Genomic DNA, 15,543 nt, shown 5'->3' with positions numbered 1-15,543 from the left:
CGGGCTTGCCCGCGATGAGGCCCGAATGGACAACACAGAAGGTTGGCAAGCCAGCCCACGCAACGGATAATGCCCAGTTTTTCCACCTGCGCATCGAAGCGCTGCCGCGCTTGCGGTCGAAGAGAAGACCATGAAAGACACCATTCGCCAGCTGATCCAACAAGCCCTCACCCAACTCGTCAACGAAGGTGTGTTGCCTGAAGGCTTGACGCCGGCGATCCAGGTGGAAAACGCCCGGGACAAGACCCATGGCGATTTTGCCAGCAATATCGCGATGATGCTGGCCAAGCCTGCCGGCATGAAACCACGCGACCTGGCAGAGAAAATCATTGCCGCGTTGCCGGCCGACGAGCAAATCAGCAAAACGGAAATCGCAGGCCCAGGCTTCCTCAATTTCTTCCAGAATACCCAGGCCCTGGCTGGCCGGCTGGATGCGGCCCTGGCCGATCCGAAACTGGGCGTGAGCAAGACTGGCGCGCCAGAACGGGTCGTCGTCGACCTGTCGGCCCCCAACCTGGCCAAGGAAATGCACGTCGGCCACCTGCGCTCCACCATCATCGGTGACGGCGTGGCGCGGGTCCTGGAGTCTCTCGGTGATACCGTGATCCGCCAGAACCACGTGGGCGACTGGGGTACCCAGTTCGGCATGCTGCTGGCATACCTGCAGGAAAAACCGGCTACCAGCGACGAGCTGTCGGATCTCGAGAACTTCTACCGCGCGGCCAAACAGCGCTTCGACGAGTCCGAAGAGTTCGCCGACCGGGCCCGTGGACTGGTCGTGAAGCTGCAAGCCGGCGACCCGGAATGCCTGACCCTGTGGAAACGCTTCAACGAAATTTCCCTGTCGCACTGCCAGAAGACCTACGAGCGTCTGAACGTCAAACTGACCCCGGCCGACGTCAAAGGCGAAAGCGCCTACAACGATGACCTGGCCAACGTCGTCAGCGACCTCAAGGCCAAGGGCCTGCTGGTGGAAAGCAATGGCGCCCAATGCGTGTTCCTCGAAGAGTTCAAGACCGCCGAAGGCACCCCATTGCCGGTCATCGTACAGAAGGCCGATGGCGGCTACCTGTACGCCACCACCGACCTGGCCGCCATCCGCTACCGCAGCAACTTGCTCAAGGCCGATCGCGCCCTGTATTTCGTCGATCAGCGCCAGGCCCTGCACTTCCAGCAGGTGTTCGAGGTCGCCCGTCGCGCCGGCTTCGTCACCAACGGCATGACCATGGAGCACATGGGCTTCGGCACCATGAACGGCGCCGATGGCCGTCCGTTCAAGACCCGTGACGGCGGCACCGTGAAACTGATCGACCTGCTCAACGAAGCGCAGGAACGCGCCTATACCCTGGTCAAGGAAAAGAACCCGGAGCTGGCCGAAGACGACCTGCGCAACATTGCCAGGGTGGTCGGGATCGGCGCGGTGAAATACGCCGACCTGTCCAAGCATCGTACCAGTGACTACAGCTTCAACTTCGACCTGATGCTCAACTTCGAAGGCAACACCGCGCCCTACCTGCTGTACGCCTACACCCGCGTGGCCGGCGTGTTCCGCAAGCTGAGCAAGGACCTCAACGAAGTCGAGGGCCAGATCTCGCTGCAGGCGCCGCAAGAGCAAGACCTGGCTGCCCGCCTGGCCCAATTTGGCGAAGTACTGAACAACGTCGCCGAAAAGGGCACGCCGCATACGCTGTGTACCTATCTGTATGATGTCGCCGGCCTGTTCTCCAGCTTCTACGAGAACTGCCCGATCCTCGGTGCCGACAGCCCCGAGCAACAACAGAGCCGACTGCGCCTGGCAGCCCTGACCGGTCGCACCCTGAAGCAAGGCCTGGAATTGTTGGGCCTGGAAACCCTGGAGCGCATGTAAGTTGGCTGCCAAGAAAAAACCCGCGCCAAAACGTGGTGCCAGCCGCTATCAAGCTCCTGCAAAGCAACCCATTCCCGGATGGTTGTGGATGGCGATCGGCCTCACGGTTGGCGCCTTTATAGTGTTTCTGATGAAACTCGAGCCCGGTGGCGACGACATCAAGCGGGTCAAGATCGAGCAGCAGAAGGCCGAGAAGATTGCCGAGGCCAACAAGACCGCGCCGAGCCCCCAGCAACCGGTGAAGCCGAAGTACGACTTCTATACCCTGCTGCCGGAATCGGAAGTCATCGTGCCGCCCGAGGCCGTACCTGAGAAAACCCCGCCGGTCCCGGCACAGGCGCCGGTGACCCCGGCTGAAGCGGCCAAGATCGACACCGCACGGGCCCAGGCGGCCTTGAGCGGGCTGACGCCGCCACCGGCGCCACCGGTGATCAAGCCGGCAGCCACCACGCAGTTCTTCCTGCAGGCCGGTTCGTTCCGCAAGCAGACCGACGCCGACAAGGTCCGCGCACAGATCATCCTGCTCGGACAGGCGGTCCAGGTGGAGTCCGGCACCGTGCGCGAAGAAACCTGGTATCGGGTGTTGGTCGGACCGTTCAGCAACCGCCAACAGCTGACCACGGCGCAGAAGCAGTTGGCGGGTAGCGGGTTCAGTAATTTGTTGTTGCAGCAGCGGCAGACGCGGCAGTAGCGGCGACCCTATCGCTGGCAAGCCAGCTCCCACAGGGTTCAAATTGTGCCCATTGATAATGGGTTCACACAAAATTGTGGGAGCGGGCTTGCCCGCGATCGACCGCACAGCGGTCGCAAAAGCCCCACCACTCGTCTCCCACGGTTGAAATACCGCGCACCACCCCCATATGAGTTTCCATCAGGCATTTTCGCCCCCCTGCGTGGAGACTCTCCCTTGACCACCATCGTTTCAGTCCGCCGCCACGGCAAAGTCGTCATGGGCGGCGACGGCCAGGTTTCCCTCGGTAATACCGTGATGAAAGGCAACGCCAAGAAAGTGCGCCGCCTGTACCACGGCCAGGTCATCGCCGGCTTCGCCGGTGCCACCGCCGACGCTTTCACCCTGTTCGAACGCTTCGAAGGGCAACTTGAAAAACATCAGGGCCACCTCGTGCGGGCGGCCGTGGAACTGGCCAAGGAGTGGCGCACCGACCGCACCCTGAGCCGTCTGGAAGCCATGCTGGCCGTAGCCAACAAGGACGCTTCGCTGATCATCACCGGAAACGGCGATGTGGTTGAACCCGAAGACGGCCTGATCGCCATGGGTTCCGGTGGCGCCTTCGCCCAGGCTGCTGCCCGTGCCCTACTGATGAAGACCGACCTGTCGGCCCGCGAAATCACCGAAACCGCACTGGGTATCGCCGGTGATATCTGCGTGTTCACCAACCACAACATCACTATCGAGGAGCAGGACCTCGCGGAATAACGAGCTGTTCTGGCACCCGGTACAAGCACCGGGCTTTCCCACGCTTTTATTCTTGCTAGAGGACTTCCACATATCATGCCCATGACCCCCCGCGAAATCGTCCACGAACTCAATCGCCATATCATTGGCCAGGACGACGCCAAGCGCGCCGTTGCCATTGCCCTGCGCAACCGCTGGCGGCGCATGCAGTTGCCGCAAGAGCTGCGCGTAGAAGTCACGCCCAAGAACATTCTAATGATCGGCCCGACCGGCGTCGGCAAGACCGAAATCGCCCGACGCCTGGCCAAACTGGCCAATGCGCCCTTTATCAAGGTCGAAGCGACCAAGTTCACCGAAGTCGGTTATGTCGGTCGTGACGTGGATTCGATTATTCGCGACCTGGCCGATGCGGCGATCAAGCTGTTGCGCGAGCAGGAAATGATCAAGGTTCGCCACCGTGCCGAAGATGCCGCCGAAGACCGCATCCTCGATGCTCTCCTGCCGCCGGCACGCACCGGCTTCAATGAAGATCAGGTGCAGAGCCAGGACTCCAACACTCGCCAGCTGTTCCGCAAGCGCCTGCGCGAAGGCCAGCTGGATGACAAGGAAATCGAGATCGAAGTCGCCGAGTCGATTGGCGTCGACATCTCAGCGCCGCCTGGCATGGAAGAAATGACCAACCAGCTGCAAAGCCTCTTCGCCAATATGGGCAAGGGCAAGCGCAAGAGCCGCAAGCTGAAGGTCAAGGAAGCACTCAAACTGGTTCGTGACGAAGAAGCCGGTCGCCTGGTCAATGAAGAAGAGCTCAAGGCCAATGCGCTGGAAGCGGTCGAACAGCACGGCATTGTGTTCATCGACGAAATCGACAAGGTCGCCAAACGCGGCAACTCCGGCGGCGTAGACGTGTCTCGCGAGGGCGTACAGCGCGATTTGCTGCCGCTGATCGAAGGCTGCACGGTCAACACCAAGCTGGGCATGGTCAAGACCGACCACATCCTGTTCATCGCCTCCGGTGCGTTCCACCTGAGCAAGCCAAGCGATCTGGTACCCGAGCTGCAAGGTCGCCTGCCAATCCGCGTCGAACTCAAGGCCCTGACCCCGGAAGACTTCGAGCGTATTCTCAGCGAGCCGCACGCATCATTGACCGAGCAATATCGCGAGCTGCTGAAGACCGAAGGCCTGAACATCGAGTTCTTGCCCGATGGCATCAAGCGCCTGGCCGAGATCGCCTGGCAGGTCAACGAGAAGACCGAGAACATCGGCGCCCGTCGCCTGCACACCCTGCTCGAGCGCCTGCTCGAAGAGGTGTCGTTCAGTGCCGGGGACCTGGCCAGCGCCCATAATGAAGAGCCGATCCGCATCGACGCGAACTACGTCAACAGCCACCTGGGTGAATTGGCACAGAACGAAGACCTGTCTCGTTATATTCTGTAGGTCTCATCCATTACCGGCAGGGCCGTTCGCGGCCCTGAAGCTCATGACCGCATCCGCCAACAATCGATTGCCCAGCGCCATCGAACTGCACAAGGCCTCGAAAACCCTGACCCTCAAATACGGGCCGGACGAGGTGTATCACTTGCCCGCCGAATTCCTGCGGGTGCACTCCCCTTCCGCCGAGGTCCAGGGCCACGGCAAACCTATCCTGCAATACGGCAAGCTTGGCGTTGGCCTGAGCAAGATCGAGCCGGCCGGCCAGTACGCACTCAAACTGACCTTCGACGACGGTCACGACAGCGGCCTGTTCACCTGGGACTATCTGTATCAGCTCGCCGTCCGCCAGGAGCAACTCTGGGCAGACTATCTCGATGAGTTGAAAAGTGCCGGAAAATCCCGCGATCCTGCCGTATCCATCGTCAAACTGATGCTCTAGGCCTGTAGCCTCGCCGTTTAGAGCGCATTTTCTAATTCTATCTGCTTGAATGCCCTGGCAGCTGCCATTCAATGGCTCGCTTGCGATTTTCCACAAAGTCGGGTAACCAATGAATCTGGCAAGTTCCCTGCATCGGATTATGCAGGTCCTGGCCAGATGTGGACGTCGCGAGCGAAAGCAGGTTGTCTTCACACGCACAGCTACCCGCAGGCTCGCAGTCGTTTTCATTCGGCCAGAGAACACATGGTTCGTTATCACTGGTCACCCGAGCGACAGTACCGGGCAATTGTCTGCGGCACTCGACAGCCCTACCCGGTACTCGTCTCAGGACAACGGAGCGTCGTAGATGAGTTTCAAGAATAACGAAGAGCTACAGCGTCAAGCCTCTGAACACACCCTGGGTTTGAACCCGGTCATTGGCTTGCGTGGTAAGGATTTGCTGACTTCTGCTCGAATGGTGCTGCGTCAGGCCATCAAACAACCACTGCACAGTGCCAAGCACGTTGCGCACTTCGGGGTCGAACTGAAGAACGTCTTCTTTGGTAAATCGGGCTTGCAACCGGCGGGGGACGATCGTCGCTTCCTTGATCCGGCCTGGAGCCAGAACCCACTGTACCGCCGCTACATGCAGACATACCTGGCCTGGCGCAAGGAACTGCATGACTGGATCGAAACCAGCAACCTCTCGGACAAGGACATCAATCGCGGTCACTTCGTGATCAACCTGATGACTGAAGCCATGTCGCCGACCAACACCGCGGCCAACCCCGCAGCGGTCAAGCGCTTCTTCGAAACCGGTGGCAAGAGCCTGCTCGATGGCCTCTCCCATCTGGCCAAGGACCTGGTGAACAACGGCGGCATGCCAAGCCAGGTCAACATGGACGCCTTCGAGGTCGGCAAGAGCCTGGGCACCAGCGAAGGCTCGGTGGTGTTTCGCAACGACGTGCTGGAGTTGATCCAGTACCGCCCTACCACCGAACAGGTCCATGAGCGCCCGTTGCTGGTAGTGCCTCCGCAAATCAACAAGTTCTATGTTTTCGACCTGAGCCCGGATAAAAGCCTGGCGCGCTTTTGCCTGCGCAGCCAGGTGCAGACCTTTATCGTCAGCTGGCGCAACCCGACCAAGGCCCAACGCGAGTGGGGCCTTTCGACCTATATCGACGCCCTGAAAGAAGCCGTGGACGTGGTGACGGCCATCACCGGCAGCAAGGACGTCAACATGCTCGGTGCCTGCTCGGGCGGCATCACTTGCACAGCCCTGCTCGGCCACTATGCGGCGCTGGGCGAGAAGAAGGTCAATGCCCTGACTCTGCTGGTCAGCGTGCTCGACACCACCCTCGATTCCGACGTCGCCCTGTTCGTCGACGAGCAGACCCTGGAATCGGCCAAGCGCCATTCCTACCAGGCCGGCGTGCTCGAAGGCAGCGAGATGGCCAAGGTCTTCGCCTGGATGCGTCCCAATGACCTGATCTGGAACTACTGGGTCAACAACTACCTGTTAGGCAACCAGCCTCCGGCCTTCGACATCCTGTTCTGGAACAACGACACCACACGGTTGCCGGCAGCGTTTCACGGCGACCTGATCGACATGTTCAAAACCAACCCACTGACCCGGCCCGATGCACTGGAAGTGTGCGGAACGCCGATCGACCTGAAGCAGGTCACCAGTGACATCTACAGCCTGGCCGGCACCAACGACCACATCACGCCATGGAAGTCCTGCTACAACTCCGCCAAACTGTTTGGCGGCAAGGTTGAATTCGTACTCTCCAACAGCGGCCATATCCAGAGCATTCTGAACCCGCCCGGCAACCCGAAAGCTCGCTATATGACCAACAGCGAGATGCCGGAGCAGGCGCAGGAATGGCAAGAGAACTCCAACAAGCACACCGATTCCTGGTGGTTGCACTGGCAGGCATGGCAAGCGGAGCGCTCCGGCAAGCTCAAGAAAGCGCCGACCATCCTGGGCAACAAAAACTTCCCTGCCGGCGAGGCAGCTCCAGGCACTTATGTGCATGAGCGTTGATCGATAACGTGTGACCGCAGCCTCGCCACAGGCTGCGGCAGCTCTTTGGCGACAAGGCGCACCACGCATACATGAGGCCTGGCCTCGATTAACCCGGTCAGGCAGGGAAGCCTGGCCGGCAGTTTCAACCCAAAGGGTTCAGCGCATGCCGCAACCGTTCATCTTTCGTACCGTAAACCTGGGTGGCCAGACCATCCGCACTGCGGTCCGCCCAGGCAAGCCACACCTGACGCCCTTGCTTATCTTCAACGGCATCGGCGCCAACCTGGAGCTGGTGTTCCCCTTCATCCAGGCCCTTGACCCCGATCTGGAAGTCATCGCCTTCGACGTCCCTGGCGTCGGTGGTTCTTCGACACCCCGACACCCCTACCGCTTTCCGGGCCTGGCGAAGTTGACCGCACGCATGCTCGATTACCTGGACTATGGCCAGGTCAACGTGATCGGCGTCTCCTGGGGTGGAGCGTTGGCACAACAGTTCGCCCACGACTTCCCCGAGCGCTGCAAGAAACTGGTGCTGGCGGCAACGGCAGCCGGTGCGGTGATGGTGCCCGGCAGACCCAGGGTCCTCTGGTTGATGGCCAGCCCCCGGCGCTACGTGCAACCCTCGCACGTGATCCGTATCGCCCCGGAAATCTATGGCGGTGCTTTTCGGCGCGATCCGGACCTGGCCCTGGCCTATGCGTCCAAGGTTCGCTCATCCGGCAAACTGGGCTACTACTGGCAGCTGTTCGCGGGGCTGGGCTGGACCAGCATTCACTGGCTGCACAAGATCCATCAGCCGACGCTGGTCCTGGCCGGTGACGACGACCCGCTGATTCCCTTGATCAATATGCGTCTGTTGGCCTGGCGGATTCCCAATGCCCAGCTACACATAATCGACGACGGTCATTTGTTCCTGATTACCAGGGCCGAGGCCGTCGCACCGATCATCATGAAGTTTCTCCAGCAAGAGCGCCGACGCGCGGTCATGCATCCGCAACCAGCTCCCAGCAGCGGATCCTAGGCAATTCGATTGCCTGAGATGGTGTCTCTTTTGCATTGATTTAGTTTGTTGATGGCCTGACGACGGAGTGTTGCCCCATGAAAGACAAACCAGCGAAGGGATCGGTCCCGACGCCCGCCGCATTCATCAATGCGCAAAGCGCAATTACCGGCCTGCGCGGGCGCGACCTGATTTCGACCCTGCGCAGCGTGACACGTCACAGCCTGCGCCACCCTCTGCACACGGCCAAACATGCCCTGGCCCTGGGCGGGCAATTGGGTCGCGTTCTACTCGGCGATACGCTGCACCACCCCAACGCGCGCGACAGTCGTTTCAACGACCCGACCTGGAGCCTCAACCCCTTCTACCGCCGCGGCCTGCAGGCCTACCTGAGCTGGCAGAAACAGATCAAGCACTGGATCGACGAAAGCCAGCTGAGTGCCGATGACCGGGCCCGTGCGCATTTCGTCTTCGCCTTGCTCAATGATGCGCTGTCACCGACCAACTCGCTGCTCAACCCGCTGGCGATCAAGGAGCTCTACAACTCTGGAGGGATGAGCCTGGTCAAGGGCCTCAACCACCTGCTCGATGACCTGCGCCACAATCATGGGCTGCCCAGCCAGGTCAACAAGCACGCCTTCGAGATCGGCAAGTCGCTGGCGACCACCCCGGGCTCGGTGGTCTTTCGCAATGAGTTGCTGGAGCTGATCCAGTACAAGCCCATGAGTGAAAAACAGTACGCCCGCCCATTGCTGATCGTGCCGCCGCAGATCAACAAGTTCTACATCTTCGACTTGAGCCCGTCGAACAGCTTCGTCCAGTACGCACTGAAAAACGGCCTGCAAACCTTCATGGTCAGTTGGCGCAACCCCGATGCCCGGCACCGGGAATGGGGAATGTCCAGCTATGTCGAAGCCCTTGAAGAAGCCATGAATGTCTGCCGGGCCATTACCGGCAGCCGCGAAGTCCACCTGATGGGCGCCTGTGCCGGCGGCTTGACCATGGCGGCCCTGCAGGGGCACCTGCAGGCCAAGCGACAGCTGCGCCGTATCAGTAGCGCGACCTACCTGGTCAGCCTGCTGGACAGCCAGATCGAGAGCCCTGCGTCCCTGTTCGCCGACGAGCAGGCGATCGAATCGGCCAAGCGGCGTTCCTACCAGCAGGGTGTGCTCGACGGCCGTGACATGGCCAGGGTATTTGCCTGGATGCGGCCCAATGATTTGATCTGGAACTACTGGGTCAACAACTACCTGCTGGGCAAGGAGCCCCCGGCCTTCGACATTCTCTACTGGAACAACGACAACACGCGCCTGCCCGCCGCACTGCACGGTGACCTGCTGGATTTCTTCAAGCACAATCCCCTGACGCGTGCCGGCGGCCTGGAAGTCTGCGGCACGCCCATCGACCTGCAGAAGGTGAACGTCGACAGCTTCAACGTGGCCGGCATCAATGACCACATCACGCCTTGGGACGCTGTGTATCGCTCAACGCTGCTGCTGGGCGGCAACCGACGCTTCGTGCTCTCCAACAGCGGCCATATCCAGAGCATTCTCAACCCGCCGAGCAACCCCAAGGCCAACTACATCGAGAACTCGACACTGAGCAGTGACCCACGCGCCTGGTATTACGACGCCGATCAGGTCGAGGGCAGTTGGTGGCCGCAATGGCTGGGCTGGATTCAGGAACGCTCCGGCGCCCAGCGCGAAACCCTGATGGCCCTGGGCAACCAGAACTACCCGCCCATGGAAGCGGCGCCCGGCACGTACGTGCACGTACGCTGAGCAAACCGATGCCGCGCCAGCGATTGCTGGCGATGGCCCTGAAAGAGCGACAGGCCGGCTGGCCAACCAAGAAGACTGGATGAAAACCCGCGACCGAATACTCGAATGTGCCCTGCACCTGTTCAACGAGCAGGGCGAACCGAATGTCTCGACCATGGAGATTGCCAACGAAATGGGCATCAGCCCGGGCAACCTCTACTACCACTTCCATGGCAAGGAGCCATTGATCCTGGGCTTGTTCGAGCGTTTCGAAGACGAACTGACCCCGCTGCTCGACCCACCGTCCGATGTGCGCCTGGAGGCCGAAGACTACTGGCTGTTCCTGCACCTGATCGTCGAACGGATGGCGCATTACCGCTTTCTGTTTCAGGATTTGTCCAACCTGTCTGGACGCCTGCCGAAACTGGCCCGGGGCATCCGCAACCTGCTAAATGCACTCAAACGAACCCTGGCCGCGCTGCTTGCCAACCTCAAGGCGCAAGGTGAGATCGTCAGCGAAACCCAGGCCCTGGGGCAACTGGTGGAACAGATCACCATGACCCTGCTGTTCTCGCTCGACTACCAGCGAATACTGGCCAAAAGTGGTGAGGTTGGCGTGGTCGTGTACCAGATCATGATGCTGGTCGCCCCGCACTTGCAGCCAGATTCACGGCAGGCCGCCGAGAAACTGGCCTTGCGCTATCTGGAAGGCTGAAGCCTGCGCAAATAAAAACGCCCGGCCTTTTCGGGCCGGGCGCTTGCTCAATCCCGATTGACTCAGGACTGGCTGATTGGCGTCGGCGCAGGGGCTGCCACCGGTGCCGGAGTTGCCGCCGAGGTTGGCGCCGGGGTTGGCGTAGGAACCGCAGTAAGGGCAGGTGCTGCCGATGCTACAGGTGCCGATGCCGATTTTGCCGGTGCAACAGGCTTGGCCGCTGCGGGCTTCTTCACGGCAGGTTTCTTTGCCGCTGCAGGCTTGGCAGCAGGTTTGGCCGCTGCCGGTTTGGCTGCCGCCGTTTTAGCAGTTGGTTTTGCCGCAGGCTTGGCGGCTGCCTTGGCCAGTGGCTTGGCTGCAGCTTTGGCCGCAGGTGCTTTCCTGGAGACCGACGTGACCGATGCACCGGTCAGTTTCTCGATCTGCTTGGTCAGGGTATCGACCTGCTGATGCAGCGCCTTCACTTCATTGCGGCTAGGTACGCCCAGGCGCGAAATGGCGCTGTTGAGGCGCTTGTCGAAAGCCTCTTCGAGCTCGTCCCATTTGCCCATGACGCGCTCTTTCACATCACCGACGCGCGACTTGGCCGACTTGGCGGTGGACTTCACTGCATCGACTTGTTCGTCGACGTTGGTCTTGGCGGCTTTCTCGGCTTTCTCGGCTTTTTCGCCGTCTTTGACCAGGGTTTCGAAAAGCTTACTGCCGTCATTGCTGATCTTCGAGTAAGCGCCCAAACCAGCCAACCAGATCTGACGGGAGTACTTTTCTACTTCGCCGACCCAGGAGCTGCTCTCTTTTTCAACTTTCTTCTTGCCAGCCATCCTGCTCTCCTTATTGTTTGCTCTCGACACGTTCGAGCAATGCCGTCAACTCATCGAGCTTAGCAGAGAGTGTCTCAACGTCATGCCTGGACGGAATGCCAATGCGATTCAAGGCACTGGCAACGCGCGTGTCAAAAGCCTTCTCGATTTTATCCAGTTGTACTTCGACCTTGCCCTTCACGGAAGAGACATTGCTCTTGACCGATTCGTTGGCCGCTTCGAGCTCGTGGTCGATACGTTCCTTGCCCTGCTTCTCGACAGTCTCGCCGACCTTGATCAGCTCTTTGACATATTCTGCGCCTTCATGGCCGACACGGGCGTAAGCCCCCAGGCCTGCCAGCCAGATCTTGCGGGCATAGTGACGCACGTCGCCCAGGGTGCTGGTCTCGGTCTCGGTATCGGTCTCGGTGTCGGTTGCTTTCTTCAGGGAAACTTTGGCCATGCTGCACCTCACGCTCTAAAGGGATGGAGGAACTGCCCCCGATCCGGGGCTTGAGCACAAAGTAATGACAAAAATTAGAATCCTCACCCTAAGGCAGAAATTCTTTGTTGCCTGACATGGCCTCATCGCTGGCAAGCCAGCTCCTACAGGGTTCACTGCAGGCTTGCCAGCGATGAGGCCATCAGCAACTACGCAAGCTCTTTATCCAGCGCCCGCTCGATCTCCGACTTGATGCTGCCGCCCATGATCGACAGCATCATGCCCAGCTTCAAATCGATGCGAATTGTGTCGTCGCCGATCTTCACGGTGCCATTGGCGCCACTGCGCTTGACCTCCACGGTATCGCCGACCCAAGTGGCCTGCAGCCCGTATTCTTTGGCGAGTTTTTCCACCAGCACCCCGGTCTTTTGCCTGGCGGCTTCACGGCCAAGACTGTGTTTGCGTTCGACGCTGATCTGGGTCATTCGATGACTCCCGGCTGAATGTTCATGCGCCTTATAGTATCCCGGATAACCCCTCATTCCATCTGCGACAACCCTTGCCAAGACAAAGGCAGCCACGGGGGATTAGAATGGCCGGTAATTTTTTCCGGTGACAGCGATATGAATGATCAGCGCAAAGGCAGCAATGCCGAACCCACCACTCACTTCGGCTACAAAAATGTGCCGGAAAGTCAGAAGGCTGAAAAGGTCGCTGAGGTATTCCACTCGGTAGCGGCCAAGTACGACCTGATGAACGACGTCCTTTCCGGCGGCATGCATCGTCTCTGGAAACGTTTTGCCATCGAATTATCCGGCGTACGCACCGGCAACCGAGTGCTCGACATCGCCGGCGGCACGGGCGATCTGACCCGCAAGTTCTCGCACCTGGTCGGCCCGACCGGCCAGGTCGTGCTGGCCGACATCAACGCCTCGATGCTCAAGGTCGGTCGCGACCGACTGCTCGACCTGGGCGTGGCCGGCAACGTCGAGTTCGTCCAGGCCGACGCTGAAAAGCTGCCGTTCCCGGACAACCACTTCGACTGCGTGACCATCGCTTTCGGCCTGCGTAACGTCACCCACAAGGACGACGCCCTGCGCTCGATGCTGCGGGTACTCAAGCCCGGTGGCCGCCTGCTGGTGCTGGAGTTCTCCAAACCGACCAACGCGCTGATGTCCAAGGCCTACGACGCGTATTCGTTCGCCTTCATGCCGTTGATGGGCAAGCTGATCACCAACGACTCGGAAAGCTACCGTTACCTGGCCGAATCGATTCGCATGCACCCCGATCAGGAAACCCTGAAGGCCATGATGGTGGACGCCGGCTTCGACCGCGTGACCTACCACAACATGACCAGCGGCATCGTCGCCCTGCACCGGGGCATCAAGCCCTGATGTTGCTCAGCGGTATTCTTGCCGGTGTCGAACACGGGCTGAACCGTGTTCTGCGCCTGGACAGCACCGCCTTGCCGCGCCTGGCTGCGCTGGACGGCAAGGTGATCGCCGTCGACTGCCGCAACCCGGCGCTGCAGCTGTTCATCCTGCCCAGCGATGAAGGTCTGATGCTGGCCAGCCATTGGGCGAACGAAGCCGACTGTACCCTGCGCGCGCCGGCTTCCAGCCTGCTGCAACTGGCCCTGAGCCAGGACAAGACCGCCGTGCTGCACAGCCCGCAGGTCGAGCTCGAAGGCGACAGTGGCGTACTGCTGGATCTGGTCGGGGTGCTGCAAGACCTCGAACTGGACTGGGAATTCGAGCTTTCGCGCTGGCTCGGCCCGGTCGCCACGCAACTGATTGCCGGGCAACTGCGCAGTCGCGCCAACTGGACGCGCCAGGGCCTGACCAGTTTCAACCAGAACCTGTCCGAGTACCTCAGCGAAGAGGCGCGGACACTGGTTGGCATACACGAAGCCGAAGCCCGCTTCAGCGAGCTCGACGAGCTCAAAATCGATATAGAACGCCTTGAGGCGCGCATTGAGCGTCTCGCCCGATCCCTCAACTCCAGCGATAACGCATGAAGCTGCTTGCCGTCCGCCGTTTGTTGCGCATCCAGCGCGTCGTGATCCGCTACCGCCTCGATGACCTGCTGTTCGATCTGCCGCTGCCCTGGTGGCTGATGGCGATGCGCTTTGCCATGCCCTGGCGTTGGCTGCCGCGCAAGCCGCTGGAGCTGAGCCGCAGCGCACGTCTGCGCCTGGCGCTACAGGACCTGGGGCCGATCTTCATCAAGTTCGGCCAGTTGCTCTCGACCCGCCGCGACTTGCTGCCCGAGGACATCGCCGACGAGCTGATGCTGCTGCAGGACCGGGTTCCGCCCTTTGACCCGCAGTTGGCAATCACCCTCATCGAGCAGCAACTGGGTGCGAAAATCAGCGCCGTGTTCAGCCGCTTCGACGTAGAGCCGCTGGCTTCGGCGTCGGTGGCACAAGTGCATGCCGCGCAACTCAAGAGCGGCGAAGAAGTCGTGGTCAAGGTCGTGCGTCCGGGCCTCAAGCCTGTCATCGCCCAGGACCTGGCCTGGCTGTTCATCATTGCCAAGGTAGCCGAAGCGCTGTCGGCCGATGCACGCCTGCTGCACCCTGTGGAGGTGGTCAGCGACTACGAAAAGACCATCTACGACGAGCTCGATCTGTTGCGCGAAGCGGCCAACGCCAGCCAGCTCAAGCGTAACTTCGACGGCTCGCCACTGCTCTATGTGCCCCAGGTGTACTGGGACTGGTGTCGGCCAAAAGTATTGGTCATGGAGCGCATCTACGGCATCCAGGTCACCGACCTTGCGACCCTGGCCGACCAGCGCACCGACATGAAGATGCTGGCAGAGCGTGGCGTGGAGATTTTCTTTACCCAGGTATTCCGTGACAGCTTCTTCCATGCCGACATGCACCCGGGCAACATTTTCGTCAGCACCGTGCAGCCGTGGAGCCCGAAGTACATCGCTATCGACTGCGGCATCGTCGGCAGCCTGACAGCCGAAGACCAGGACTATCTGGCACGCAACCTGTTCGCCTTCTTCAAGCGCGACTACCGCCGCGTGGCCCAGCTGCACATCGATTCGGGCTGGGTCCCGGCCGAAACCAAGCTCAATGAGTTCGAAGCGGCGATCCGTACCGTCTGCGAGCCTATTTTCGAGAAGCCGCTGAAGGACATCTCCTTCGGCCAGGTTCTGTTGCGCCTGTTCCAGACCGCCCGGCGCTTCAACATGGAAGTCCAGCCGCAACTGGTGCTGCTGCAGAAAACCCTGCTCAACATCGAAGGCCTGGGCCGTCAGCTGTATCCCGACCTGGACCTGTGGAGCACCGCCCAGCCCTTCCTGGAGCGCTGGATGCGTGATCGCGTCAGCCCCAAGGCGCTGCTGGGCAACCTGCAGAGCCAGGTCGAACAACTGCCGCACCTGGCCAACATGACCCGCGACCTGCTCGAACGCATGTCGCAACCGCACATGGCCGCCCCACCCCCGCCCCGGGCCGGGGCCAAGGACAGCTGGGCCCTGCGCTTGCTGGGCGGTGCGCTGCTGGCCGGTGGGGCAACCCTGGCGGCAGGCACGGGTGCAATCACCGCCCTGGCAGCCTGGCCGGCATGGCTCATGCTGGTCGCCGGTTTGTATCTGGTCGTGCGTCGATAGCCAGTTGCCCTGGCGACTGGCACACTAGTGAAGGAGTTCGGCA

General features: G+C 60.7%; 15 protein-coding genes. 12 read left to right on the top strand and 3 right to left on the bottom strand.

All coding sequences use genetic code 11. The features are described 5' to 3' along the window. Positions 1-130: 130 nt before the first annotated feature. The 9 genes from argS to NVV94_RS01840 all read left to right on the top strand — a co-directional run bounded on the left by argS (position 131) and on the right by NVV94_RS01840 (position 10,637). On the top strand, positions 131-1,867 hold the full coding sequence (argS, locus tag NVV94_RS01880; protein ID WP_258445572.1) for an arginine--tRNA ligase: 1,737 nt from the start codon (positions 131-133) through the stop codon (positions 1,865-1,867). A 1-nt stretch (position 1,868) separates the two neighbouring features. Then, positions 1,869-2,558, top strand: a complete 690-nt coding sequence (locus tag NVV94_RS01875) for an SPOR domain-containing protein (protein WP_258445571.1) — start codon at positions 1,869-1,871, stop codon at positions 2,556-2,558. Between the two features lie 216 nt (positions 2,559-2,774). After that, a complete protein-coding gene (hslV, locus tag NVV94_RS01870) occupies positions 2,775-3,305 on the top strand; it encodes an ATP-dependent protease subunit HslV (RefSeq protein WP_258445570.1) in 531 nt (176 codons plus the stop codon). Between the two features lie 75 nt (positions 3,306-3,380). After that, positions 3,381-4,718 carry an ATP-dependent protease ATPase subunit HslU gene (hslU, locus tag NVV94_RS01865; RefSeq protein ID WP_258445569.1) on the top strand — a complete coding sequence of 446 codons (1,338 nt, stop codon included), beginning with the start codon at positions 3,381-3,383 and terminating at the stop codon, positions 4,716-4,718. A gap of 43 nt (positions 4,719-4,761) precedes the next feature. Next, a complete protein-coding gene (locus NVV94_RS01860; RefSeq protein WP_258445568.1) occupies positions 4,762-5,154 on the top strand; it encodes a DUF971 domain-containing protein in 393 nt (130 codons plus the stop codon). 346 nt (positions 5,155-5,500) lie between these two features. Next, the gene (gene phaC, locus NVV94_RS01855; RefSeq protein WP_258445567.1) at positions 5,501-7,180 is read left to right on the top strand and encodes a class II poly(R)-hydroxyalkanoic acid synthase; all 1,680 of its coding nucleotides are present in this window, start codon (positions 5,501-5,503) and stop codon (positions 7,178-7,180) included. Between the two features lie 145 nt (positions 7,181-7,325). Then, on the top strand, positions 7,326-8,183 hold the full coding sequence (gene phaZ, locus NVV94_RS01850) for a poly(3-hydroxyalkanoate) depolymerase (RefSeq protein WP_258445566.1): 858 nt from the start codon (positions 7,326-7,328) through the stop codon (positions 8,181-8,183). A gap of 77 nt (positions 8,184-8,260) precedes the next feature. Beyond that, positions 8,261-9,943, top strand: a complete 1,683-nt coding sequence (gene phaC, locus NVV94_RS01845; protein ID WP_258445565.1) for a class II poly(R)-hydroxyalkanoic acid synthase — start codon at positions 8,261-8,263, stop codon at positions 9,941-9,943. A gap of 79 nt (positions 9,944-10,022) precedes the next feature. Beyond that, on the top strand, positions 10,023-10,637 hold the full coding sequence (locus NVV94_RS01840) for a TetR/AcrR family transcriptional regulator (protein WP_258445564.1): 615 nt from the start codon (positions 10,023-10,025) through the stop codon (positions 10,635-10,637). Positions 10,638-10,699: 62 nt separating this feature from the next. Here NVV94_RS01840 and NVV94_RS01835 read toward each other — a convergent pair whose 3' ends face one another. The 3 genes from NVV94_RS01835 to NVV94_RS01825 all read right to left on the bottom strand — a co-directional run bounded on the left by NVV94_RS01835 (position 10,700) and on the right by NVV94_RS01825 (position 12,364). Then, on the bottom strand, positions 10,700-11,458 hold the full coding sequence (locus NVV94_RS01835) for a phasin family protein (protein ID WP_258445563.1): 759 nt from the start codon (positions 11,456-11,458) through the stop codon (positions 10,700-10,702). A 10-nt stretch (positions 11,459-11,468) separates the two neighbouring features. Further along, the gene (locus NVV94_RS01830) at positions 11,469-11,900 is read right to left on the bottom strand and encodes a phasin family protein (protein ID WP_258445562.1); all 432 of its coding nucleotides are present in this window, start codon (positions 11,898-11,900) and stop codon (positions 11,469-11,471) included. Between the two features lie 188 nt (positions 11,901-12,088). Further along, entirely contained in the window at positions 12,089-12,364 is a 276-nt protein-coding gene (locus NVV94_RS01825) for a polyhydroxyalkanoic acid system family protein (protein WP_258445561.1), read from the bottom strand. A gap of 138 nt (positions 12,365-12,502) precedes the next feature. Between NVV94_RS01825 and ubiE the strand changes: the two genes are divergently transcribed. Genes ubiE through ubiB form a run of 3 tightly spaced genes read left to right on the top strand, consistent with a single transcriptional unit; the run spans position 12,503 to position 15,500 of the window. Next, entirely contained in the window at positions 12,503-13,273 is a 771-nt protein-coding gene (gene ubiE, locus NVV94_RS01820) for a bifunctional demethylmenaquinone methyltransferase/2-methoxy-6-polyprenyl-1,4-benzoquinol methylase UbiE (RefSeq protein WP_258445560.1), read from the top strand. Next, on the top strand, positions 13,273-13,896 hold the full coding sequence (locus tag NVV94_RS01815; RefSeq protein WP_258445559.1) for an SCP2 domain-containing protein: 624 nt from the start codon (positions 13,273-13,275) through the stop codon (positions 13,894-13,896). The genes ubiE and NVV94_RS01815 overlap by 1 nt, the downstream gene beginning before the upstream one ends. Then, the gene (ubiB, locus tag NVV94_RS01810; RefSeq protein WP_258445558.1) at positions 13,893-15,500 is read left to right on the top strand and encodes a ubiquinone biosynthesis regulatory protein kinase UbiB; all 1,608 of its coding nucleotides are present in this window, start codon (positions 13,893-13,895) and stop codon (positions 15,498-15,500) included. The genes NVV94_RS01815 and ubiB overlap by 4 nt, the downstream gene beginning before the upstream one ends. The last annotated feature ends 43 nt before the right edge of the window (positions 15,501-15,543 follow it).

It is taken from the genome of Pseudomonas sp. LS1212 (assembly GCF_024741815.1).
GTDB lineage: Bacteria > Pseudomonadota > Gammaproteobacteria > Pseudomonadales > Pseudomonadaceae > Aquipseudomonas.
The sequence above is the reverse complement of the archived record's forward strand: the minus strand, read 5'-3'. Positions and strand labels throughout refer to the sequence as shown.

Bases quoted from the DNA above. Each gene is read 5' to 3' on its own strand.
- argS (WP_258445572.1), top strand. From the start codon at position 131: ATGAAAGACACCATTCGCCAGCTGATCCAACAAGCCCTCACCCAACTC.
- hslU (WP_258445569.1), top strand. From the start codon at position 3,381: ATGCCCATGACCCCCCGCGAAATCGTCCACGAACTCAATCGCCATATC.
- NVV94_RS01860 (WP_258445568.1), top strand. From the start codon at position 4,762: ATGACCGCATCCGCCAACAATCGATTGCCCAGCGCCATCGAACTGCAC.
- phaC (WP_258445567.1), top strand. From the start codon at position 5,501: ATGAGTTTCAAGAATAACGAAGAGCTACAGCGTCAAGCCTCTGAACAC.
- phaZ (WP_258445566.1), top strand. From the start codon at position 7,326: ATGCCGCAACCGTTCATCTTTCGTACCGTAAACCTGGGTGGCCAGACC.
- phaC (WP_258445565.1), top strand. From the start codon at position 8,261: ATGAAAGACAAACCAGCGAAGGGATCGGTCCCGACGCCCGCCGCATTC.
- NVV94_RS01840 (WP_258445564.1), top strand. From the start codon at position 10,023: ATGAAAACCCGCGACCGAATACTCGAATGTGCCCTGCACCTGTTCAAC.
- NVV94_RS01835 (WP_258445563.1), bottom strand. From the start codon at position 11,458: ATGGCTGGCAAGAAGAAAGTTGAAAAAGAGAGCAGCTCCTGGGTCGGC.
- NVV94_RS01830 (WP_258445562.1), bottom strand. From the start codon at position 11,900: ATGGCCAAAGTTTCCCTGAAGAAAGCAACCGACACCGAGACCGATACC.
- NVV94_RS01825 (WP_258445561.1), bottom strand. From the start codon at position 12,364: ATGACCCAGATCAGCGTCGAACGCAAACACAGTCTTGGCCGTGAAGCC.
- ubiE (WP_258445560.1), top strand. From the start codon at position 12,503: ATGAATGATCAGCGCAAAGGCAGCAATGCCGAACCCACCACTCACTTC.
- NVV94_RS01815 (WP_258445559.1), top strand. From the start codon at position 13,273: ATGTTGCTCAGCGGTATTCTTGCCGGTGTCGAACACGGGCTGAACCGT.
- ubiB (WP_258445558.1), top strand. From the start codon at position 13,893: ATGAAGCTGCTTGCCGTCCGCCGTTTGTTGCGCATCCAGCGCGTCGTG.